Source organism: uncultured Roseobacter sp., from assembly GCF_947501835.1.
Lineage (GTDB): Bacteria > Pseudomonadota > Alphaproteobacteria > Rhodobacterales > Rhodobacteraceae > Roseobacter.
In genome coordinates this window covers 183,755-206,553 of the sequence record NZ_CANMXR010000009.1, presented here as the reverse complement: position 1 = coordinate 206,553, position 22,799 = coordinate 183,755, and the positions used below count along the sequence as shown (strand labels likewise).

20 protein-coding genes and 4 tRNA genes are annotated in these 22,799 nt (G+C 58.9%); 15 read left to right on the top strand and 9 right to left on the bottom strand.

Going from position 1 to position 22,799, the window contains the following annotated elements:
- Nucleotides 1–36 precede the first annotated feature (36 nt).
- The 5 genes from Q1A20_RS18985 to Q1A20_RS18965 all read right to left on the bottom strand — a co-directional run bounded on the left by Q1A20_RS18985 (nucleotide 37) and on the right by Q1A20_RS18965 (nucleotide 5,304).
- Entirely contained in the window at nucleotides 37–534 is a 498-nt protein-coding gene (locus tag Q1A20_RS18985) for a GNAT family N-acetyltransferase (RefSeq protein WP_299409544.1), read from the bottom strand.
- Between the two features lie 116 nt (nucleotides 535–650).
- A complete protein-coding gene (rimK, locus tag Q1A20_RS18980; RefSeq protein ID WP_299409542.1) occupies nucleotides 651–2,030 on the bottom strand; it encodes a 30S ribosomal protein S6--L-glutamate ligase in 1,380 nt (459 codons plus the stop codon).
- A gap of 155 nt (nucleotides 2,031–2,185) precedes the next feature.
- Nucleotides 2,186–2,461 (bottom strand): hypothetical protein, encoded by a 276-nt coding sequence (locus Q1A20_RS18975; protein WP_299409539.1) that lies wholly within the window; start codon nucleotides 2,459–2,461, stop codon nucleotides 2,186–2,188.
- Nucleotides 2,458–3,354: an SPFH domain-containing protein gene (locus Q1A20_RS18970; RefSeq protein WP_299409536.1), complete on the bottom strand. Its 897-nt coding sequence runs from the start codon at nucleotides 3,352–3,354 to the stop codon at nucleotides 2,458–2,460. The genes Q1A20_RS18975 and Q1A20_RS18970 overlap by 4 nt, the downstream gene beginning before the upstream one ends.
- Before the next feature lie 129 nt (nucleotides 3,355–3,483).
- The gene (locus Q1A20_RS18965; RefSeq protein WP_299409534.1) at nucleotides 3,484–5,304 is read right to left on the bottom strand and encodes a pentapeptide repeat-containing protein; all 1,821 of its coding nucleotides are present in this window, start codon (nucleotides 5,302–5,304) and stop codon (nucleotides 3,484–3,486) included.
- 96 nt (nucleotides 5,305–5,400) lie between these two features.
- On the opposite strand from Q1A20_RS18965, the gene tgt reads away from it, so the two are divergent.
- The 5 genes from tgt (at nucleotide 5,401) to Q1A20_RS18940 (ending at nucleotide 10,714) form a co-directional block, all read left to right on the top strand.
- A complete protein-coding gene (gene tgt, locus Q1A20_RS18960) occupies nucleotides 5,401–6,525 on the top strand; it encodes a tRNA guanosine(34) transglycosylase Tgt (RefSeq protein ID WP_299918130.1) in 1,125 nt (374 codons plus the stop codon).
- A gap of 101 nt (nucleotides 6,526–6,626) precedes the next feature.
- Nucleotides 6,627–7,313 (top strand): methyl-accepting chemotaxis protein, encoded by a 687-nt coding sequence (locus Q1A20_RS18955; protein ID WP_299409529.1) that lies wholly within the window; start codon nucleotides 6,627–6,629, stop codon nucleotides 7,311–7,313.
- 197 nt (nucleotides 7,314–7,510) lie between these two features.
- Nucleotides 7,511–9,925 carry an endopeptidase La gene (gene lon, locus Q1A20_RS18950; protein WP_299409526.1) on the top strand — a complete coding sequence of 805 codons (2,415 nt, stop codon included), beginning with the start codon at nucleotides 7,511–7,513 and terminating at the stop codon, nucleotides 9,923–9,925.
- Nucleotides 9,926–10,144: 219 nt separating this feature from the next.
- Nucleotides 10,145–10,585: an HU family DNA-binding protein gene (locus tag Q1A20_RS18945; protein ID WP_299409523.1), complete on the top strand. Its 441-nt coding sequence runs from the start codon at nucleotides 10,145–10,147 to the stop codon at nucleotides 10,583–10,585.
- 54 nt (nucleotides 10,586–10,639) lie between these two features.
- Nucleotides 10,640–10,714 (top strand) — tRNA-Val (locus tag Q1A20_RS18940).
- Between the two features lie 81 nt (nucleotides 10,715–10,795).
- On the opposite strand, the gene Q1A20_RS18935 is transcribed toward Q1A20_RS18940, so the two are convergent.
- Nucleotides 10,796–12,973 carry a molybdopterin cofactor-binding domain-containing protein gene (locus Q1A20_RS18935; RefSeq protein WP_299409520.1) on the bottom strand — a complete coding sequence of 726 codons (2,178 nt, stop codon included), beginning with the start codon at nucleotides 12,971–12,973 and terminating at the stop codon, nucleotides 10,796–10,798.
- A gap of 3 nt (nucleotides 12,974–12,976) precedes the next feature.
- Nucleotides 12,977–13,438 (bottom strand): (2Fe-2S)-binding protein, encoded by a 462-nt coding sequence (locus Q1A20_RS18930; RefSeq protein WP_299918126.1) that lies wholly within the window; start codon nucleotides 13,436–13,438, stop codon nucleotides 12,977–12,979.
- A gap of 257 nt (nucleotides 13,439–13,695) precedes the next feature.
- Between Q1A20_RS18930 and Q1A20_RS18925 the strand changes: the two genes are divergently transcribed.
- The 8 genes from Q1A20_RS18925 to Q1A20_RS18890 all read left to right on the top strand — a co-directional run bounded on the left by Q1A20_RS18925 (nucleotide 13,696) and on the right by Q1A20_RS18890 (nucleotide 17,657).
- On the top strand, nucleotides 13,696–14,271 hold the full coding sequence (locus Q1A20_RS18925; RefSeq protein WP_299918123.1) for a histidine phosphatase family protein: 576 nt from the start codon (nucleotides 13,696–13,698) through the stop codon (nucleotides 14,269–14,271).
- Nucleotides 14,272–14,306: 35 nt separating this feature from the next.
- Nucleotides 14,307–14,382: transfer RNA gene (locus Q1A20_RS18920), tRNA-Val, on the top strand.
- Between the two features lie 176 nt (nucleotides 14,383–14,558).
- Entirely contained in the window at nucleotides 14,559–14,861 is a 303-nt protein-coding gene (locus Q1A20_RS18915) for a hypothetical protein (protein WP_298976033.1), read from the top strand.
- Nucleotides 14,862–15,117: 256 nt separating this feature from the next.
- Nucleotides 15,118–15,393 (top strand): hypothetical protein, encoded by a 276-nt coding sequence (locus Q1A20_RS18910; RefSeq protein WP_298976031.1) that lies wholly within the window; start codon nucleotides 15,118–15,120, stop codon nucleotides 15,391–15,393.
- Between the two features lie 70 nt (nucleotides 15,394–15,463).
- Nucleotides 15,464–16,402: a pirin family protein gene (locus Q1A20_RS18905; RefSeq protein ID WP_299918120.1), complete on the top strand. Its 939-nt coding sequence runs from the start codon at nucleotides 15,464–15,466 to the stop codon at nucleotides 16,400–16,402.
- A gap of 15 nt (nucleotides 16,403–16,417) precedes the next feature.
- The gene (locus Q1A20_RS18900; RefSeq protein ID WP_299918118.1) at nucleotides 16,418–17,137 is read left to right on the top strand and encodes an SGNH/GDSL hydrolase family protein; all 720 of its coding nucleotides are present in this window, start codon (nucleotides 16,418–16,420) and stop codon (nucleotides 17,135–17,137) included.
- 143 nt (nucleotides 17,138–17,280) lie between these two features.
- Nucleotides 17,281–17,357: transfer RNA gene (locus Q1A20_RS18895), tRNA-Asp, on the top strand.
- A gap of 223 nt (nucleotides 17,358–17,580) precedes the next feature.
- Nucleotides 17,581–17,657: transfer RNA gene (locus tag Q1A20_RS18890), tRNA-Asp, on the top strand.
- A gap of 19 nt (nucleotides 17,658–17,676) precedes the next feature.
- On the opposite strand, the gene Q1A20_RS18885 is transcribed toward Q1A20_RS18890, so the two are convergent.
- Both Q1A20_RS18885 and Q1A20_RS18880 read right to left on the bottom strand, forming a co-directional pair.
- Nucleotides 17,677–18,555 carry an alpha/beta fold hydrolase gene (locus Q1A20_RS18885; protein WP_299918160.1) on the bottom strand — a complete coding sequence of 293 codons (879 nt, stop codon included), beginning with the start codon at nucleotides 18,553–18,555 and terminating at the stop codon, nucleotides 17,677–17,679.
- Between the two features lie 26 nt (nucleotides 18,556–18,581).
- Entirely contained in the window at nucleotides 18,582–19,955 is a 1,374-nt protein-coding gene (locus Q1A20_RS18880) for a M20/M25/M40 family metallo-hydrolase (RefSeq protein ID WP_299918116.1), read from the bottom strand.
- 243 nt (nucleotides 19,956–20,198) lie between these two features.
- Here Q1A20_RS18880 and hemA point away from each other — a divergent pair, with 243 nt between their 5' ends.
- Nucleotides 20,199–21,422 carry a 5-aminolevulinate synthase gene (gene hemA / locus Q1A20_RS18875; RefSeq protein ID WP_299409501.1) on the top strand — a complete coding sequence of 408 codons (1,224 nt, stop codon included), beginning with the start codon at nucleotides 20,199–20,201 and terminating at the stop codon, nucleotides 21,420–21,422.
- Between the two features lie 130 nt (nucleotides 21,423–21,552).
- On the top strand, nucleotides 21,553–22,791 hold the full coding sequence (locus Q1A20_RS18870; protein WP_299918114.1) for a helix-turn-helix domain-containing protein: 1,239 nt from the start codon (nucleotides 21,553–21,555) through the stop codon (nucleotides 22,789–22,791).
- The last annotated feature ends 8 nt before the right edge of the window (nucleotides 22,792–22,799 follow it).

Below are 22,799 nucleotides of genomic sequence, written 5' to 3'. Positions count from 1 at the left end.
TGGCGCGCGCCTGAACGTTTCTTTTGACGTCAAATACTAGAGCCGCAGCGTCATGAAGGCGCTGTTTCGAGGTTTTCCGTCGATCCTGAGGTTGTCGGAAAAGGTGGCGACATGCTCGAAACCCTGTCCTTCGTAGAAGGCCCGGGCGCGCAGGTTTTCGGTATCCACAAAGAGTTCGAGTTGCGCGAGCCCATTGCCTTTTGCCTCGGCGATAACACCTGCCATCATGGTCTTTGCAGCGCCTGATCCCTGTCGGCTTCGGGTGACAAAAAATGGCCCGATTTCACCGCGATGCCGGATCCGTTCCAGATGCTGAGGGCGGTAACCACAGAACCCGACAAGTTCCTCACCCGCGAAGACACCCCTCATCCCATGGTAGCCCAGGATTTCACGACACCGATCAAGGCTGATCGCTTCCGTCTCGTCAAATGTGGTCAGAAATCCCAACGGGAAATCGCGCGCGCCTTCCAGCCGCAGTTCCCGCCATGTTTCGGCATGCTCAGACGTGAGGGTTTTGTAGATGAAACGTGTCATTGGCAGTTCAATTAATAAGCCATGTTGCCTGTGGAGTGGGTGGGTAACATGGCCAGGTGCGGAAAGTTCATGGGTTTGGCGGGCGGTTCTTTGCCACGGCACGGCGGCAGGTTGGTTTAGCTGCGGCGTTTACGGGCGGGTTGCGGACGCACGCGGGTTTCGATTTCGTCGTAAAGCTTGCCGACGATATCCTTGCCTGTCGCGTTCTCGATGCCCTCGAAACCGGGCGAGGAATTCACCTCCAGCACTTTTGGTCCCGCCTCGGAACGCAAGAGATCCACACCCGCCTTGCCGAGGCCAAAGGCGCGGGCGGCGCGCACAGCTGTTTCACGCTCAGCCTTGGTGATGCGCACGACCTTTGCCGATCCGCCGCGGTGCAGGTTGGAGCGAAAATCGCCTTCTGCACCGGTGCGTTTCATGGCCGCCACCACCTTGCCCGCGATCACCAGACAACGGATGTCCTCGCCCGCGGCCTCCTTCACAAAATCCTGCACCAGAAAATTGGCCTTGAGCCCGCGAAAGGCGTCGATGACGGATTCAGCGGCTTTTTTGGTTTCGGCCAGCACAACCCCTTTGCCTTGGGTGGATTCCAGTAGTTTCACGATCAGCGGCGCGGTGCCCACCAACCCCATGAGATTGGATGTATCTTTCGGCGAGGCGGCAAAGGCCGTGGTGGGCATGCCGATTTTTTTCGAGGCCAGGACCTGATGCGCGTGCAGCTTGTCGCGGGATGCGGTGATCCCGGCAGAACCGTTCACACAATAGGTGCCGATGGTTTCAAACTGCCGGATCACCGCGGTGCCATAGGGCGTGATCGAGGCACCGATCCGCGGGATCACCGCGTCATAGCGGGGCAGGCGTTTCCCGTCATAGTGCACTTCGGGCGCCATGGTGTTAATCGCCATATAGCACCGGGTGGTGTTGATAACCTCGACGGTATGGCCGCGCGCCTCGCCGACCTCGACGAGGCGGCGGGTGGAGTAGTTGTCTTCACGGCTGAGCACCGCAATCCGCAGGGCGCGTTTCGGCGCCCGGCTTTTCAGCGCGGAGGTGTGGTAGACGTCATAGCTGAGATCCGGTTGTAGGCGTTTCTCGGTGGGTGAGATGGAGATATGGTCGCTGAGCGCCTGTCGCCCCAGCAGCATGCGGGACGACATTGATCCGCGATTGGTGAGGGTGATTTCAATGGGCCAGCTTTGCTCTCCGACCGCGAGGGTAGAGGCGATCACAAAGCGCTGTTCCGTCTCGCCATTGGAGGAGGTCACCTCGCGGCGGTCCACCAGCGGGGCGGAGCAGGTGATGGCCACATCCTGACGCCCGGATATCGGGTGCACGTTAAAGCGGACCTTGGGGTGCTTGGCGGGTCCGAACACCTCGATATCATGGGCGTGCAAGGCGGAGGTGCGGGCACCGGTGTCCACCTTTGCCTTGATCGCAGGCAGGCCCAGATCGGGCAGCGCCACCCATTCTTCCCAGCCGAATGTCAGCTTCTCCATCCCGGTCCCCCTTTTTCATTTTGAAAAGGGGTAGCAGGTGCATCCTGCGACCTCAACCGATTGGGGAAACCTGCCCGCCGTGATCTTTGTTTGGCTCAGGCGAAGGCCTGAGCCCATTTTTGCCTCCGGCGGGGATATTTCAGGCCAGAAGAAGATTAGGTGTCGTTGATGTCATCATGCACGATCCGGGCGCCGGTGGATTGCTTGCGAAAGGCGACGCGCAACAAAATCCAGGCAACCAGCGACAGGCCCGCGAAAGTGGCGAGGAGTGCGGCGGCGCTGAAGCCCGGTGCGGCCAAGACCACGGCCACCATTGCGAGCGCTCCCAGCGCAAAGCCGAGGAAAATGAAGCCGGGCACCATGACCTCGATCACGGCAAGCGCCAGCGCTGCGGCCATCCAAACCCACCAGAGGTCGAGCAGATCGGTCACGCGCCGCGTCCTTTGAGCAGCTTGAAGGCATCGCCGAAGGCTTCGATGGCCTGCGCGGGCACCACGATGGTTTGTTTGCCTTCGCCGGATCCAAGCGCATTCAGCGCGTCGACCTGTTTCAGGGCAATCTGGTATTGCGCGGCCTCAAGCCCATTTTCGTTGATGGCGGTTGCAACAACCTGGGTGGCATAGGCTTCGGCGTCTGCCAGAATGCGCCGCGCCTTGGCGGTTTGTTCGGAGGCATAGAGCTCCGCGTCGGCGGCCAGTTCCACAGCCCGCTTGGAGCCTTCGGCTTCGGTCACCTGGGCCCGGCGGGCGCGCTCGGCGTTCAACTGTTGCAGCATGGCGTCGCGGGTGGCCTGATCAAGGTTCACGTCCAGGATTTCGGCGCGGGTGACCTCGATGCCCCAATCGTCCACCGCATCCTCGACCAGCGCCTTGATGGTTGTGATCAGATGCGACCGATTGGCCTGCACATCGTCCAGGTCCATCTTGCCAATTTCCGCCCGCACGATCCCTGCCACCGTCGTGGCAATCGCCGCATCGACGTCGCGGATCCGGTAGACGGTCTTTTCGGGCTCGGTGATGCGGTAGAACACCGATGTTTCCACCTGCACCAGCACGTTATCCTTAGTGATTGCGTCCTGGCTGGCATTGGGTAACTGCCGTTCCAGAATGGAAATCTCATGGGCCACGCGGTCAATGAAGGGCACGATCAGGTTGATGCCCGGGCCAAGCACCGCGCGCAGGCGGCCAAAACGTTCGATCACGTATTTTTCGGACTGCGGCACGATCTTGACCGCTTTCACCACCAGAACGATTAAGAGGGCGGCCAAAAGCAGGAAAACCAGCGAGCTTTCGATCAGGGAGAGAATGAGTGTTTCGATGTCCACGCGCGGCGGTCCTTTTTGTTTATTGTGTCACAGATGTGATTGCTGGGACGCTTAAATGCAAGAATTGAAAAAAGGCTTACTAGCGCGATGAGGCGGAAAAAAGGCCGGGAACTGCGCAAAGTTCCAAATTCAATTCGGGGTTGCACTTGGCATTGGTCCCGCTTTCCAAGTGCAACCCTCAGGCGGAGCAGTGGCGGTAATTTTGGTAAACTCTTTTGGCGCGATGAAGTCCCATAGGTCCAAAAGCCCTTTCGAAGGATTTATCTCAATCCAACCTCGCCAATGCGAGTAGAAAGCACTATCGCTCAATACTGATACTACCCACTGGCATGGGTTGCCCATTTGCGTGCGGAAAGAATCACTTATCAAGACGCTGCCATCGAGAAAGGCGTTGCGGAAATCCGTATTTTCATCAATGCGCGTGCGGCTTAGATCCACGGATCTAAGCATCCCACCATTATTGGTGCTCTTGCTCAGGTCTGTACCAGATAGGATGTTGCTGCTGTGAATTCCAGTCAATTGTGAAAAATCCAAATTTGAGCCCGCCATCTGTGCTTCGCTGAGATTGGTCTGCTTGATCTGCGCGCCGCTGAGGTTCGCACGCTCCATTTGTGCACCGCTGAAATTTGCACCAGTCAAATTCGCATCGCTAAGGTCTGCGTCCGTCATCTGGGCCCAACGCAGCTTTGAATTCTCCAAATTTGCTCCACTGAGGACAACTCGTCCCATCTGCGCACTTGTTAGATCCGCACCTGTTAAATGCGCTCCGCTGAGGTTCACCCCAAGCATCTTTGCGCCGCTGAAATTTGCGTCCTGTAGTTCGGCATTTCTTAGGTCTGCCTGCTGCAGTAAAGCTTTGTTGAAGTGCGCCCCATGCATCCTCGCTTGACTGAGGTCAGCCTGTTCCAACTGAGCACCCTTCAGATTTGCGCCGTGCATTACTGCATCGGTTAGATCCGCGTCTGCAAGGAAGCTATTGATCAGGATAACCTGCCTTAAGTCTGGCTTTTTACGTCCAGTCTTGGTCCAGCTTGGGCGGTTCATATCAGCCAGAAGAGATTTGCGTCTGGTTTTGAGCTCTTCGTTGAAATCTGTTTCGCGCGATCCCAAATCATTGCACTGAGCGCCCGCAAATTCGCGACGACACCAAATTAACCGAAATTCTTTCCTTGCAATATCATAAGGTAGCCAATTTTCTGGGCGTTCGATGATTTCTTGGCCAGACATGTCTAGTCTAGCGAGCCAATCAATTGGTCCTTTTGTCTGCAAATAGCTCATCCACAAGATTGCAGAGGCCCCGAACCCAATACCAAGCACTTGAGGAACTTTTGCCCAATTGACCGGAGTGGCAGTGATCGGTTCAAATCGCATTCGGCGGCGCATCATCACAAAGCTCGAAACGCTGATGATGCTTGAGACTAGAAACGCCACCGCGGCAATAGCTGTCATGCCAAAATCACGCGCAGGCACGGATTGCATCCATAGCATGCCGAGAATTGTGACCCCGAAGCCCCAGGCGAGCAAAATATTGAGGATCATGGCTGAGTCCTCCAATGTGCGCGGCGTCGTTGAATTGTCGTCTCGGAGGCGGCGGCGATAGTGCAACGCGGCATCGGTCACCAACCAGGGTGATATGGCGTCGCCGAGGCGAATACCGTTGAGGCGCGAGGGAGCCGCGCCCAAGGCATCCCAAAGACGGATCAGATACAGATGAAAGTATCCATATATTGCTGCGATAAGAATGGGGGCTGCCAGGAAAAAATAACGCGTCGGTACCTCGACATTGACCAAAGGTAGTTTTGTCGCCCGGTTTACGCCGTAAAAATCAATGTGTTCTACACCCATCAGTGTGATGCCGACAAATACTAATGCGCCGAGAAGGGCAAACCATGTATTTCGGGCATTGCTGGTCAGCGCATTGATGCGGTTCAGGTGGTCCTGATCTCTCATAAAATGGCCTTGGCGTAAAATGGAATTAGTGTGGCGTAGCACACGCGCGCAATCAAGGGGCTTGGATTGCTGCGGGATTTGCGCCAAAGGGGCGGCATGACTTTTTCGTTTGATCTGAATGTCCGCGATGGCAAGGCCCGCACCGGCGTCATCTCCACCCCGCGCGGCGATATTCGCACGCCCGCGTTCATGCCGGTAGGGACCGCAGCGACGGTCAAGGCGATGATGCCTGAGAATGTGCGCGAGACCGGTGCGGATATCCTGCTGGGCAATACCTATCATCTGATGCTGCGCCCGACGGCGGAGCGGATTGATCGCATGGGCGGGTTGCACAAATTCATGAACTGGGAGCGGCCGATCCTAACGGATTCCGGCGGGTTTCAGGTTATGAGCCTCGCCGCGCTGCGCAAACTGACCGAGCGGGGGGTGACCTTCAAAAGCCATATCGACGGGTCCAAACACGAGATCACGCCGGAGCGCTCGATGGAAATCCAGCGGCTGCTGGGGTCGGACATCGTGATGTGTTTCGACGAATGCCCCGCCTTGCCCGCGGACCGCGCGACGATTGCCGAGAGCATGCGGCTGTCGATGCGGTGGGCGGCGCGCTCGCGCGCGGCTTTCGGGGACCGTCCGGGGCATGCGCTCTTTGGCATTCAGCAGGGCGGGCTGGAGCAGGACTTTCGCGCCGAGAGCGCGGAGGCACTACAGGCCATCGGCTTTGAAGGATATGCGGTGGGCGGGTTGGCCGTGGGCGAGGGGCAGGAGGCCATGTTCGGCTGTCTGGATTTCGCCGCCGACCAATTGCCCGCAGACAAGCCGCGCTATCTGATGGGGGTCGGAAAACCCGATGACATTGTGGGGGCAGTCGCGCGCGGCATCGACATGATGGATTGCGTACTGCCCAGCCGGTCTGGGCGCACGGGTCAGGTGTTTACGCGGCGCGGCGTCGTCAACATCAAGAACGCGCGCCACGCGGATGATCCGCGCCCGCTGGATGAGGCCTGCCGCTGTCCGGCCTGCCGCAGCTATAGCCGCGCCTATCTGCACCACGTTTTCCGCAGTCAGGAAATTATCTCCTCGATGCTCCTGACCTGGCACAATCTGACCTATTATCAGGATCTGATGGCAGGAATGCGCGCCGCGATCGCTGATCAGCGATTTGACATATGGCAGGAGGAATTTCACGCCGGACGCGCGCAGGGCGATATTGAGCCGATTTGAGCCGAAATCTACGCGCTCTTTCGCCGGTAAAGCAGATCGGATTAACACAAGCTTAACCCCGCAGGGCGTAGAGAAAACCAACCTGTAGCGGAGTTGCCCGGATGTCTTCAAAACCCAAAACCGCCTCTGTTGAAGGGGGCCCATCGCTGGACCACACGCTGCATCAGATTCAGACCAAAATCGCGCCAACACGCCTGGCAGCTCTACAGATCCTGATCCATCACATGGAAATGAGCACTGCACAGAACGGCAATGTATCCGTAGATGACTTCTTGGATGCCAAGACCAAGCTGAAAGAAGGGTACGATGCGGCGCGGGGCGTGCGGGCATGTTTTCTGGCCGCGCATGACCTGCAAATCCCTGAGTCATTGGGCGAGATGCTTGACGAGGTGGTTGCGGCGCTGGAAGAAATCGTTTCCATGACCGAGCGCTGCACCGTTGCGCAGGGAGAGATCAAGGGGTTTCGCCCGCTCGACAACATGTACGATCTCTGCTGCACCCGCGTTGCCAAGGGCGTCAACGCCTTCAGCGATGCGCTTCGGACGTTCTTTCTGGAACTGAGCGAGAAGGGGAAGGCCGATGCGCTGGACCGGACCAGCACTATTGCGATGGAGATTGGCAAGATCGGGCGTGTCATCAACATGGTGGCCACCAATGCCTCCATCGAAGCGGCGCGCGCCGGGGATGCGGGCAAAGGGTTCACCGTGATTGCAGATGAGGTCAAAGTTCTCTCTTCGCGGGTCTCCTCCCTATCGGTTTCGCTGACAGACCGGCTGCATGTGAATTAATCCCTCATATGCGACGTGTTTGCTTGATTTGAAGGCTTGTGATTCCGCTTTGCAGTGGCCATGCTGCAGGCACAAAAACGACGGTAAGGTTGAATTAAGGTGTGGTGCGCCCCACCTTTAGCTTCCGCGCCTGGAGATGGTCGAGTGTTGCTGCCTGTGCGGGACCAGAACCATCTTGCCAAAAACAAGGATAGAGCATGCAAGAGCCTCTGAACGCCTCATACCCAGTACTGCCGTTGCGCGATATTGTGGTGTTCCCGCATATGATCGTCCCGCTTTTTGTGGGACGCGAGAAATCGGTCCGCGCCCTCGAAGAAGTGATGGCGGACGACAAGCAGATATTGCTGTCCAGCCAGATTGATCCCGGCGTGGATGACCCCGACAGCGACGGCATTTTCAAGGCCGGTGTGCTGGCCAATGTGTTGCAGCTGCTGAAACTGCCAGACGGCACCGTCAAGGTGCTGGTGGAAGGGCAGGCACGGGTGCGCATCACCGAATACCTTGAAAACGATAGTTTTTTCGAGGCCCGTGCCGAGTATCTGACCGAAATGCCGGGTGACGTCGCAACCACGGAAGCCTTGTTGCGCACGGTGTCGGACGAGTTTGAGCGCTACGCCAAGGTCAAGAAAAACGTGCCAGAAGAAGCGCTTGCGGCTGTGGGCGAGTCCACGGAACCGGCAAAGCTGGCCGATCTGGTGGCGGGGCATCTTGGCATCGAAGTGCATCAGAAGCAGGATCTTCTGGAGACCTTAAGCGTGTCGGAGCGGCTGGAGAAGGTCTATGGCCTGATGCAGGGCGAGATGTCCGTGCTGCAGGTCGAGAAGAAGATCAAGACGCGCGTGAAGTCGCAAATGGAACGCACGCAGCGCGAGTATTACCTCAACGAGCAAATGAAGGCGATCCAGCAGGAGCTTGGGGACGGCGAGGACGGCAAAAACGAAGTGGCCGAGCTCGAAGCCAAGATCGCCGAGACCAAGCTCAGCAAGGAAGCGCGCGAAAAAGCCGATGCGGAGATCAAAAAGCTCAAGAACATGAGCCCGATGTCTGCCGAAGCGACCGTGGTGCGCAACTACCTCGACTGGATGCTGTCGATCCCATGGGGTGTGAAATCACGTGTGAAAAAGGACCTTGGCCGCGCGCAAAAGGTGCTGGACGACGATCACTACGGCCTTGAGAAGGTCAAGGAACGCATTGTCGAATATCTCGCGGTGCAGCAGCGATCGACCAAGCTGAAGGGGCCGATCATGTGTCTGGTGGGCCCGCCTGGTGTGGGGAAAACCTCGCTTGGCAAGTCGGTCGCCAAGGCAACGGGCCGTGAGTTCATCCGCATCAGCCTTGGTGGTGTTCGGGACGAATCCGAAATTCGTGGGCACCGGCGCACCTATATCGGCTCGATGCCCGGTAAAATCATTCAGGCGCTGAAGAAGGCGAAAACCACCAACCCGCTGATCTTGCTCGATGAAATCGACAAGATGGGGCAGGATTTCCGCGGCGATCCGGCATCGGCGATGTTGGAAGTGCTCGATCCGGAACAGAACTCCACTTTTGTGGATCACTATCTGGAGGTCGAATATGACCTCAGCAACGTGATGTTCCTGACCACTTCCAACAGCTACAACATGCCCGGGCCGCTTCTCGACCGGATGGAGATCATCCCGCTGGCCGGCTACACCGAGGATGAAAAGCGGGAGATCGCCAAACAGCACCTCGTGCCCAAGCAGATCAAGAACCACGGCCTGAAATCCAAGGAGTTTGAACTGCAGGATTCCGCGATCACGGAGATGATCCGCACTTACACGCGGGAAGCTGGCGTGCGGAACCTTGAGCGCGAGATCGCGAAGGTGGCGCGGAAATCGCTGACCAAGATCATCAAGAAGGAAGCCGAGACGGTGATCGTCACGGATGAAAACATTGATGATTTCCTGGGCGTTAAGAAGTTCCGCTACGGTCTGGCCGAGAAAGAAGACCAGATCGGCGTGGTCACGGGGCTTGCCTATACCTCCGTTGGGGGCGAATTGCTGAGCATCGAAGCGCTGCGGCTGCCCGGCAAAGGGCGGATGAAGACCACCGGCAAGCTTGGTGATGTGATGAAGGAATCCATTGACGCCGCGTCGAGCTATGTGCGGTCGATCAGCCCGAAGATTGGGGTGAAACCACCGCAGTTCGACAAGATCGACATCCACGTGCACGTGCCGGACGGCGCGACGCCAAAGGACGGCCCAAGTGCCGGGCTGGCAATGGTGACGTCGATTGTTTCAGTGCTGAGCCGGATCCCGGTGCGCAAGGACATTGCGATGACGGGCGAGGTGTCGCTGCGTGGCAATGCCATGCCGATTGGCGGGCTGAAGGAAAAACTTCTCGCGGCGTTGCGAGGGGGGATTACGACGGTGCTCATCCCGGAGGAAAACGCCAAGGATCTGCCGGAGATTCCGGATAATGTGAAGGCCGGGTTGGACATCATTCCCGTAAGCCACGTCTCCGAAGTGTTGGAGCACGCGCTTGTACGAACGCCGGAACCCATCGAGTGGGATCAGGCGGCGGAGGAAGAAGCGGCCGCGGCGGCAGCCTTGGCTGGGAAGTCCGATGCCTCCGACGCCGCAACCGCGCATTAACGGCAACTGCCCATTGATTTGGAAAAGCGCGTCCCGCGGGGGCGCGCTTTTTTCGTGCTGAGATTGGATTTCTGAAACCGGATCAGTTTCCGCCAATCAGCGTTGGTTTCCGAGCAACTGGATTTTTTAACCTTGTTCGCCTAGTCTTCTTGCAATTGAAAAGAACGCGCTTGCGTATTTTCGAATGGAATGAGCCGAACAATCGGCCGGAGAGGCGATATGAGCACCACAAAGACAACGGCCAAAAGAACGACCGCACGCGCCGCGGCAAAACCACGCAAGACGGCGCCAAAAACCACCGCGTCCCCGAAAGCCAAGGCGAAAGTGTCTGCGGCAAAGACGCCCTTGGCAACCGCGCCCGCAAAACCTGAAAGCACGTCGGCAACCCTGGTGAACCCGATGCGCAAAAAGGAGTTGGTCGACAGGGTCGTGGCGCGCGCCGGGATCAAGAAGAAAGATGCCAAGCCGGTTGTGGAAGCCATGTTGGCGGAACTTGGCGAAGCGCTCGCAGAGGGGCGGCCTCTGGTTTTACCGCCCTTTGGCCGCGTGCGGATCAACCGGGAGAAAAAGCTCGCGAACGGGCGCGTCATCATTGCCAAGGTGCGTCAGACCGATCAGCCATTGCGTCCGGGTGATGAGGCGGAGACGGAAAAACCCTGAACCCCGTCGACGCGCGCTTGCATGACGCAGAGCGTTTGGCTATGTGATCTGCGGGGGTGATTAGCTCAGTGGTAGAGCGCTTCGTTCACATCGAAGATGTCAGGAGTTCAAATCTCTTATCACCCACCATCCCACACGGGTAATACACCAGAAAAGCCCGCACACGTTTTGCAACGCGGCGGGCCATCAGGCTTTTCGGGTTTCAGGTTTCTAAACGAAATCAATACCTTCATTGGTCATCGGTAGGGATGTAACGCGCGGCCCATCAACCGCGATGGCATTGGCCAGCGCGGGGCCCGCGGGTGGCGTGCCGGGTTCACCTATGCCCGTTGGATCAACGGTGGAGGGCACGATATACGTTTCAATCTCGGCGATGTCATGGATGCGCAGTGGTTCGTAATCAGGAAAATTGATCTGATCCGTGGCCCCCTCACTCAGCGTGATCTCATTGCGCATGACCGCCCCGATCCCATAGCCGATGCCCCCCTCGATCTGGGCTTTGATCACATCGGGGTTCACCGGCAGACCACAATCCACTGCCGCAGTGATTTTCTCGATCTTCACGTAGCCATCCGCGTCCCGTGAAATCTCGGCCACTTCGGCGACATAAGAGCCAAAGGACTTGTGCACGGCAACGCCCTGGCTGCGGCCCGGCGCGGCCTGGCCCCAGCCCGCTTTCTCCGCGGCCAGCCGCAGTACCGCGGCTTTGCGCTCCTGATCCGGTGTGCCATCCGCGAGGTAGTCGAGGCGGAACGCCACCGCATCGCGACCGGCAGCCTTGGCCGCAATGTCCATCATGCTTTCCATGACATATGCGGTATGGGTATGCCCAACGGAGCGCCACCACAGCAGCGTTGTGGCCGGTTTGTTATCCGTCAGGCCAAAGTGCATGCCCGGGATGGCATAAGGCGTATCAGCCGCCCCTTCAACGGAAGAATGATCGATGCCGTCGTGCACGATCACACTCTCAAAGAAGGTGCCCTTGAAGATGGATTGCCCGGCGATGCGGTGATCCCAGCCCACGATTTTGCCCGCGTCATCCAGCCCGACACGGACCTTATGCGCGAATGCGGGGCGGTAATACCCGCCGGTGATGTCATCCTCGCGTGACCAGACCAATTTGACCGGGCGCGTACGGTCGGTCATGGCAAAGGCCAGGGCGACCTCGACCTGATAGTCTGCCGTTGGCGTGGCACGGCGGCCAAAGGAGCCACCGGCCAGCATGGTATTCACCTGAACCTTTTCCATTGGCAATTCGAGGATCTGAGACAGCGCATTGTGATTGCTGGTGGGGAACTGTGCCCCATCGTGGATGATCACACCGCCATCCGCCAGCGGCTCGATCGTCGCTCCCAGAGGCTCCATGGGGGCATGGGCCAGCAGCGGGAAATAGAAGGTTTCTTCAACCACCTGTGCGGCCCCTTCGATGGCCGAGAGCGTGTCGGACAGATCGGTCTCGGATGAGGCATCGAATTCCGCATTGTCATCGAGGGCGGCGAGCAATTCCCGTCGAATGTCATCAGAGCTGCGGGTTTCCGCTGCGGCGAAGTCCCATGTGACCTCTACCGCGTCGCGGGCCTGAAACGCCGCCCATGTCTTATCGGCATAGACAGCGACACCAGCACCGTTGGGCAATGCCAGAGCCTGAATGAAACCCTTGATTTCCTTGGCCGCGCTATCGTCGAAGGAGGCCACAACCCCGCCCATGCGCGGGCTGCGCTTGATCACCACGACCATTTGGCCCTCAAGATGCAGGTCCATGGCGTATTGGGCGCTACCATTGATTTTTGCGTCCTGGTCTTTGCGGTGCACATTCGCATTGCCGATGATGCGGAACTCGGAGGGGTCCTTGAGCCTGGGCTCTGCGGGAACATCAAGCGCCGCGGCCTCTGCCACAAACTCGCCAATGCCTGCTTCTTGCCCCGCGCCGGAAATCATCCCGTCCTGCATCGACAAATCGCTGGCCGATACACCCCAGCGATTGGCGGCAGCCTGCAACAGCATCTCACGCGCTGCAGCGCCGGCCCCGCGATATTGGGCGTAGGAATTGGCCATTGCCGTCGATCCGCCAGTCCCCTGATAGGGGCCAAAAAGGAAATTGTTGTAGACGGCCGGGTCGGACGGCGCGAATTCAAACCTGATCGCATCGAGCGACATGTTCAGCTCTTCCGCGATCAGGGTGGAGAGGCCGGTCGCTGTGCCCTGTCCCTTTTCAAAGTGCTTCACGATTGCGGTGACGGTACCATCTGGCGCAATGGTCACAAATGGGTTCAAAGCGCCGGTGCCTGCCTTGGCCAACGCACCTTTGGGGGAAATGCCGATGGCCAGTAGGCCGGTCGTTGCGGCGGCGGATGCCAGGAAGCCCCGGCGGGTTGTTGTAACGGTCATGGATCAGGCCTCCATCAGATCTGAGGCGCGCAGGATGGCGGCGCGGATGCGTTGATAGGTGGCGCAACGACAGGCGTTGCCGTTCATGTAATCGTCGATGTCTGCCACCGTGGGTTTTGCGTTTTCAGTCAGCAGACCCACGGCCGACATGATCTGTCCGGATTGGCAATAACCGCATTGCACCACGTCCAGTTCCGCCCAGGCAGTTTGCACGGCCTTGGCGGCGTCGGAATTCACGCCTTCGATTGTGGTGACTTCGGAGCCTTCCAGATCTTCGACATAGATCTGACAGGAGCGCACCGGCGCGCCATCGACATGGACGGTGCAGGCGCCGCAGGCGGCCACGCCACAGCCAAATTTGGTGCCCGTCAGTTTGAGGTCATCGCGGATCACCCACAAAAGTGGTGTGCCCGGTTCTGCATCGACCGTATGGGTCTTGCCATTCAGTTTCAGTTCAATTGTCATGAAAATCTCCCCTGGGTATCGCTGAGTGCGTTGCCTGTGCCACTACACGTAAAGATAGTGGAGGGACTGCGAATTGGTACTCGCAAAAGGCGCCAATCTTCTGGCGGTTTGCGCCAGCTTGTGCGCCCACCTGTCAGCCGGCGCTGTCTGGTCGCGTAAAATCGGCATTGCTCTTCCCGTATCAGAGTGACATCGACAGACGCAGATTTGACAGTTGTGACGCGCAGGCTGTCACCCACCGGGAAGGATTTTGAACAATGCCGCCGCTTTACATTCTACGTCACGGGCAAACTGTCTGGAACGCCGAGCACCGGATTCAAGGACGGCTGGATTCGCCGCTGACAGCGGAAGGAAAAGCGCAGGCGCGGGCGCAGAATGACATCCTCCGCGGGTGCGATCTGACGGGCTTTCAGGCCTTTTGCAGCCCGCAGGGTCGCGCGTTTCACACGGCCTCCATCGCGTTGGAAGGGCTGGTGCCAGCCGTGCACACGGACCCTCGGCTGGCGGAGATCTTTGTCGGGGCGTGGGAAGGGCTGCGGCGTGACGAATTGGTGGTCGACCGCCCGGTGGACGAGAGTGAGGAAAGCGCGCTGGACCTTTATGAACGCGCACCGGGGGGCGAGGGGTTTCAGCGGCTGCATGCGCGCTGTACCGCGTTTCTCGCCGATCTGCCGGGGCCCTCGGTGCTGGTCACACATGGTATCACATCGCGGATGCTGCGGCTGATCATACTGGGTAAGGACATCGCCGAGATCGGCATGCTGCCGGGCGGGCAGGGGGTGGTTTATCACCTCGAAGATGGAGAAATGCATCGCTTGTCGATAGGGGCTTGAAGCTGGCTGCGTCTTTGGCTAAACCGCGCGGCATCGGGTCGTTAGCTCAGTTGGTAGAGCGCTTCGTTTACACCGAAGATGTCGGGAGTTCGAGCCTCTCACGACCCACCACTTTCCCGTCTTCCGAGAACTTGTTTCTTAGCGCACGAAAAAACGAGCGCAAATCTGCCGAAAACGATATAGAGTACTGATCTGTAGAGGACCCGCTTGCCAAGGGAAGGTGCGTGTGATTCTGCTCAGGTACCAATGCTGCAATCAAGCGACATGAAAATGGGACGTGTGGTCAAATGTTTTACAATAAAGGCGGGTTTGCCGGGCAATCAGAGACGGATCCGGAGCTGGGAGACAGCGACGTTGATCGGCTCATTCATCTGTTGGATGAGCTTCCCCCTGTTGAGCGCTCGCACAAGGCCATGACGGTTGCCGCACGCCTTTTGGAATATGCCGCATATGAATTGGCAGGGCGACAGCCCGCGCGTCTGGTGGGGGAGCTTGTCGATACCTCCGCACGCATCAATCATTCGTCGCTTGAGGTTCTTGGTGACGACGTCCCCCTGCTGAGATCCCCGACGCCGACGCGTCTGCAATAGGCTGATTGCGTCTTTTTTATCGCTAAACGTGTTGGTGGCGCCTGATTGGTCTACCTCGGGTTGACATAACGGCATCTGTTAAGAGACAGTGAAAGCACGATCAACTCGTTAAGGGTTGGCGACAAAATGCGCTGTTTCGGAGCGGTCCAAGACCCGACGGAAAAAGCCCTGACACTGAAACTGGGCGACAGCGGATGTCTTTGACACGAGGTGTGTGAAAGACTGGTGGGTGATAGTGGTTGAAAGCGGACACGATATGAGCGTGCCGACAGATGACATTTCTTCCAAGGTTGTGGACCTTTCATCGGCTTTTGCCGGGCTTGATGGCTTGCCGCCAGCGGAACGGGTGCGCGCAGCGATGCAGATCGCGGCCCATTTTCTGGAATACGCCGCCTATGAAATGGCGCTGGAACAAAGCGCGGGCGACGTGTCGGAGATCATTCACATGGCGGCACGTCTGGATCAGGCCGCCCGCCGGATCGATGAAAAGTCGGTCGCCGCCGACGCCGCCCGGGATTTACGCAAGATTTAAGCGCGAGATGATTGTCTCGCCCGCAGGCGCCGCTATCTTGAGGGCATGGCAGGATAGAGGAGCGCAGCCCATGAGTTGGAACCCCGCATTGGATCCAGACTGCCCGACAGGCGACGCGGTTGACGCAATTGATACGGTGATCGTGCCGCGTGCGCGTGATCTGGGGGGCTTCGAAGTGCGTCGCGCCCTGCCGTCGCCACGGCGTCAGATGGTCGGCCCGTTCATCTTTTTCGACCAGATGGGGCCTGCGGAGTTTGTCACCGGCAAAGGCATCGACGTGCGCCCGCATCCACATATTGGTCTGGCAACGGTGACCTACCTCTACAAGGGCAAGATCCACCACCGTGACAGTCTCGGGACCGATCAGTGGATTGAACCCGGGGCGGTCAACTGGATGGTGGCCGGTCATGGGATCACCCATTCCGAACGCACGGACGGTGAGATTCGCCAGCGCCCCCATGATCTTTTTGGCATTCAGACCTGGGTCGCCCTGCCGGAGGAGGCCGAGGATGACCCCGCAGCCTTTGAGCACGCGCCCAAAGACACGCTGCCCGTGCTGGAGGGTGAGGGGAAGCAGATGCGGCTGATCCTTGGCCATGCCTATGGCGAACGGGCGCCGGTCAAAACCTATTCGGACATGTTCTATGCCGATGCCTTGCTGGAAGCGGGCGCGCGTCTGCCGTTGCCGGATGATCATGAGGACCGCGGGATCTATGTTGTGTCGGGGTCGATCATGGTGGCAGGAGACGCCTTCGACGCCGGACAAATGATGGTGTTTCGACCCGGGGATCAGATCACCGTGACCGCAGGGGATCAGGGGGCGCGCCTGATGCTGTTGGGGGGCGAGACGCTGAATGGGCCGCGCCATATCTGGTGGAATTTCGTGGCGTCCTCCAAGGACCGCATTGATGCTGCAAAGGAAGCCTGGCGCGCCGGGGATTGGGCGCATGGGCGGTTTCAGCTGCCACCGGGTGATGATGCCGAATTCATTCCTTTGCCGGACAAGTGAAGCGGTGACACGGGGATGCTGACCGGTCGCGCGGCGCAGTTGGTTTTATCGCCGGTGCTGGCCGCTCAGGCCCTTCAGGTCATTCGCAAAACCCCCCGATTGCCCGAGGCTGCAGGCCCGCGAACGGGATCGTCAGGCACCGGCAGGCCGCTTCGCCTGCTGATCCTGGGAGATTCCTCGGCCGCCGGTGTTGGCGCCCACCACCAGCAGGACGCGCTCAGCGGGCAGCTTGTGCAGGCATTGTCGGGTACTGTTTCGCTGCATTGGCGTCTCATTGCGCAGACGGGCATCACCACACGCGCCATTCCAGATATGTTGCGCAACCACGGGCGCGCGCAGTTTGACGTCGCTGTGACCGCTCTGGGCGTGAACGATGTGACACGACTGGTTTCGCCAAAACGGTGGTCCGCACAGACCCGTTTGGTGCATGACATTCTCAAGCGCGACTTTGGTGTCCAGCGCATCTATGGCACCGCCATACCCCCGATTGCGCAGTTTCCGGCACTGCCAAACCCGCTTGGCCTGGTTCTGGGAAAACATGCCGCCGCGATGATGGCCAGATTGACAGCGGATCTGGCACCGGACGCAACGGTGCGGATGGTGGAGCCCAAGTGGGGTTTTGATCCGACGAAAATGGCCAGGGATGGGTTTCACCCGGGCCCGGAAACATATGCGCGTTGGGGCGCGGAAATGGCGCATCATATTCTCGCGGGTCTCCCCGATGGTGCAAGCTGACTTGACCGAGGCTGACCTCATACCCGCGCGTTTAGTAAGATGTCTGCAAAAAAACCGGTTTCGGATGCGCAACCCGCTTGACGCGACCTGAGGCGCGCCATAAGAGGTCCAAACGCATCGGGTTCGCTTGGTGTGTGCAGTGGGCGGTTGTAGCTCAGTTGGTTAGAGTACCGGCCTGTCACGCCGGGGGTCGCGGGTTCGAGCCCCGTCAACCGCGCCACCGCTGCTTGAAAAGGGACCTTCGGGTCCCTTTTTGCGTTTTAGCCCGCAGCGTGCCGTTGGTGATGACATCAGACACCTTGGCCGATCGCGCCGTGATCAACTGGTGCCGCTGATGCCGGAGCGGCATGGCTGCAAAACCGCGTTCGGCGCATTCAAGCCCGGATTCCGCCCGGCGGGCTATTGACGCTTGCGGTCTCTTGGCCTATTCCGCCCGACATCGCGCGGTTGTAGCTCAGTTGGTTAGAGTACCGGCCTGTCACGCCGGGGGTCGCGGGTTCGAGCCCCGTCAACCGCGCCACTTTTCCTTGAACAACCGATCAATGCGTTTCGATCCCGTCGATGAAGATCTGGAGGGCCCGCGCCGTTTCTGCAGGCGATTGATCGACAAAGAAGTGCCCGCCGGGAATTGCCTGCGCGCGCATATCGGCGAGCCGGTCCTGCCAGGTGGCGGGCAAATCATAGGCGCGTGCCATGGCGCCATCGGCCCCGTACAGCACAAGCGCAGGGCAGGTGACGGTGCGGTCCAGATCCTGCGCATCGAGGTCGAAATCATAGTGAAGCGCTGCGCGGTAGTCGGCGCACATGCCGCGGATGGCGTCCGGGTCACGCCAGGCCTCGCGGTAGGCGGATAGCGCCTCTGTCTCGAAGTCGGACAGTTTTGCAGCACCCCAACCCAGCAGGCAGCTTTCAAAATACCGGTCCGGGTCATGTCCGATCATGGTTTCTGGAAAAGGCGCAGGCTGTGCGAGAAAAAACCAGTGATAATAGGCGGTTGCAACCTGCCGCGACAGTTGATCCAGCAACAGGTGCGTGGGCACGATATCCATCACCGTGAGGCTCAGCATTGCATCCGGCGCGTCCAGCGCAAGACGATGCGCGACTCGTCCACCGCGATCATGGCCAGCGACATGAAACCGCGCAAACCCCAGATGTTTCATCAGCGCCGTCTGGTCCTGTGCCATATGGCGGAACGAATAGTTCTCAGTCCCCTCGGGTTTTGAACTCGCGCCATAGCCGCGCAAATCGGGCGCAATCACCGTATAGCGATCACCGAGCAGCGCACCGGCCTGCCGCCAGAGCACATGGGTCTGCGGAAACCCATGCAACAGCAAAAGCGGCGGACCGGAACCCGCCAGCGCATAACAAATGCGCTGCCCGTTCACCTCGACAAAGTCGCTTTCAAAGGATGGGGGCATCATACGCAGGCCTCATACGATGCACGTCACCGCGCGAGGGCGGCGAGAATGCGGGCCCAGCTGCGGATGCCCTTGTGAAAGCTTTCCACGTCATATTTTTCGTTCGGGGAGTGCAGCGCGTCATCATCCTTGCCAAAGCCGATCAGCATCGGCGTGGTCCCGAGGATTTCTTGGAAATGCCCCGCAATCGGGATGGACCCGCCACAGCCGACATAGGCGGCAGGCACCTGCCATTCCTCGGTGAGCGCCCTGCGCGCGGCCTCAAAGCTCGGGTCGTCGGTCTCCGTCATCGAGGCTTTGCCGGCCCCGTGGTCGTTGAAACTCACCTCGCAATCCTCGGGCACCATGTCACGCACCAGAGCCCGGAAATTGTCGCGGATCGCCAGCGGGTCCTGATCACCGACAAGGCGAAAGCTGATCTTGGCATGGGCTTTCGAGGGCAGCACGGTTTTGAACCCATCCCCGGTGTAGCCGCCCCAGATGCCGTTCACTTCGCAGGTGGGGCGCGACCAGATCATCTCCAGCGGTGTGCGGTCCTGTTCGCCCGCAGGCTTCGACAACCCGACATCGCCAAGGAAAGCCGCGTGATCGAATGCCAGCCCCTGCCACTGCGCCTCCATCTCATCTGAAAGCTCCGGCACGCCGTCATAAAACCCGGGGATGGTGATGCGGCCCTCATCGTCATGCAGCGACGCGACAATGCGCGACATCACCCGGATCGGGTTGATCGCCACGCCACCATACATGCCCGAATGCAAATCCACATCCGGTCCCGTGATTGTGATCTCCTCACCCAGAAGCCCGCGCAGCATGGTCACGATGGCCGGTGTCTTGCTCTCGAAGAGCCCGGTGTCGCAGATCAGCGCAATGTCGGATTTCAGCTCTTCGGCGTTTTCCTCCATGAAGGGCACCAGAGAGGGCGAGCCGCTTTCCTCTTCGCCCTCCAGAAAAAAAGTCATCTTGCAGGGCAGGCTGCCATGTTCGGCTTTCCACGCCCGGCAGGCCTCGATGAAGGTCATCAACTGGCCCTTGTCGTCCGAAGATCCACGCCCGCGAATGACCTGGCCCTTGGCGGTTTCTTCGATCTGCGGGTCGAACGGATCATTGTCCCACAACTCAAGCGGATCAACCGGTTGCACGTCGTAATGGCCATAAAACAAAAGGTGCGGCCCGGGGCCGTCGATATGCCCCACAACCATCGGGTGGCCGGGTGTGGTGCGTTTTTCGGTCTTGATCCCGAGGCCGTTCAAATCGTCAACCAGCCAGTCCGCGGCCTTGTCACAGGAGGCTTTGAAGGCCGGGTCGGTTGAAATCGACGGGATGCGCAGCAGGTCCATCAGGCGGTCCATGGCGGCGGGCAGATCGGAATCGATACGGGCTAAAACAGCGTCTAAGGACATGGGGCAACTCCTCTTGTTTGACCCGGACCGTACCAGCAGGCGCTGCGGTGTCCAGATGCGAAACCGCCCAGGCCGATCGCTGCGTACAGTCAGCGAATGGCGCGGTTGTATTTGATGCATATCAAGGATGCGACATGGTGCCCGGTCTAAGGATATTGCACCTCCACGTGAGGGGCTATATTGCTATGTTTAGAAAGATTCCAAAGGTGCGACGTGCCCGGGATCGCATGAAGGAGACACCAGGTGAGCTATAACGACCAGCTGGATCAGGCGATCGCGCGTCTGCACGAAGAAGGGCGCTACCGGACGTTCATCGACATTGAGCGCCACAAAGGTCAATTTCCTCATGCCACGCGCACCCGGCCAGATGGCAGCACTCAATCCGTGACCGTATGGTGCGGCAACGACTATCTGGGCATGGGTCAGCACCCTGTCGTTCTGGAGGCGATGCACGAAGCGATTGATGCCACCGGGGCAGGGTCCGGCGGGACCCGCAATATATCCGGCACCACGGTCTATCATAAGCGGCTTGAGGCGGAGCTGGCAGATTTGCACGGCAAAGAGGCCGCACTGCTGTTCACCTCGGCCTATATTGCGAATGACGCCACGTTATCGACGCTGCCCAAGCTGTTTCCGGGCCTCATTATTTATTCCGACGCGCTCAATCACGCCTCGATGATCGAAGGTGTGCGGCGCAACGGGGGCGCAAAACGCATCTTCCGCCACAATGATCTGGACCATCTGCGTGAACTATTGGAAGCCGACGATCCGGATGCGCCCAAGGTCATCGCCTTTGAATCGATCTATTCGATGGATGGCGATTTTGGCCCGATTGAGGCGATTTGCGATCTGGCGGATGAGTTTGGAGCGCTGACCTACATCGATGAGGTCCACGCGGTGGGGATGTATGGTCCGCGCGGCGCAGGTGTGGCCGAGCGTGATCGTTTGATGCACCGTCTCGACATCATCAATGGGACGCTTGCCAAGGCCTTCGGGGTGATGGGCGGCTATATCGCTGCATCGGCGAAAATGTGTGATGCTATAAGGTCTTATGCGCCGGGGTTTATCTTTACAACATCACTGCCGCCGGCTGTTGCAGCGGGTGCTGCGGCCTCTGTCGCCTTCCTGAAGCGGGCGCCCGAATTGCGCGAAGCGCATCAGACGCAAGCGCGTATTCTCAAGCTGCGCCTCAAGGGTCTTGGGCTGCCGATCATCGACCACGGCAGCCATATCGTGCCGGTGATGGTGGGCGATCCGGTCCATACCAAGATGCTCAGCGACATGCTTCTTGAGGATCACGGGATCTACGTGCAGCCCATCAATTTCCCGACGGTTCCGCGTGGCACGGAGCGGCTGCGTTTCACACCATCGCCCGTACACGGCCCTGACGAAATGAATGCCCTTGTTCATGCAATGGACGGACTTTGGTCACATTGTGCGCTAAATCGTGCCGAAGATGTAGGTTAATACTCACCTATATGAAATTGAAGTTGCCTTGTGTTAACCTAACATAAACAAGAAGTCAGATACGAATCGTGGGGACGATTCACAGTCTGGCGGAGGCGTTAGGCAGGCACGGGGAAGACGGGGCAGGTTTATGATTGGGCGTAAACACTCAGAGAGTGTTGAAGAAGAAGTCGAACGCAAAGGGTTCGATGATTTCGAATTGCGTCTCGGCGATGTGATGCGCGGCGAACGCGCGACCATGGGCAAATCTCTCCTCGACGTCCAACGCGAACTGCGGATCAAAGCAGCCTATATTGCGGCAATCGAGAATTGCGATCCAGACGCCTTTGACACACCAGGATTCATTGCTGGATATGTGCGGTCCTATGCGCGCTATCTTGGAATGAACCCCGATGAGGCGTTCGAGACTTTCTGCAAGGAAAGTGGATTTACCGTTGCGCACGGCATGTCGTCCAAGGCATCCGTCATCAAGAAATCATCGCGCGAGGAACGGGTTGGCAGCCTGGGTGACGGCGATATGTTCAACCGCCCGGGCACGCCCTTTGTGCCGACGCGGGATGGTTTCTTTTCCGGTATTGAACCAAGCGCCATCGGCTCGTCATTGGTTTTGCTGGCGCTGATCTCTGCCATTGGGTTCGGTTGCTACTCTGTGCTTCAGGAGGTGCAACGGGTTCAGGTTGCACCGGTTGAGCAGACACCCGTTGTGCTTTCTGACCTTGACCCTCTGGATGGTGTCTTGGCCGCCGCTCCAAATGCAACGGATGCGGCGCAAACACCCGGTGCCATGGATCAGCCACGCGCTGACGCGCTGGACCAGCTTTACCGCCCGCAGGCGCTTGATGTGCCCGTGCTTGTTGCGCGCGATGCCCCGATATCGACAATTGATCCGCGTACAATCGGGAACTTCGCACAAGTTGAGAAAGACGTCGTGCCGCCGACCGAGTCGCTGGCAGGTGCCATCGACAGTGCCATTTCGGCCAGTCTTGAGCGCGCGAAGACAATCCCCCAAGTGGTTGAAAATCCGGGGCCAGCTTTGCGTATGGTTGCCGTGCGCCCATCCTGGGTCCGCGTGAGCGCCGCAGATGGCACCGTGATCTTCGAAACCATCATGGAACCTGGTGACACCTGGGATGCCCCGCAGAGCGAAGTCCCACCGTTGTTGCGTACGGGCGAAAGCGGTGCGATCTATTTCGCGCTGAATGGCGAGTATTACGGCCCTGTGGGAGAGACGGGTACAATCACCTCGAAACTGCCGCTTGAGGTGGGCGCGTTGAAGTCACGGTACACCGTGGCGGACCTCGCTGCGGACGAGGCCTTGGCGACAACCGTGGTTGAGCTGCAGACACCTTTGGCGCCTGCGACCGAATAACACCTGAT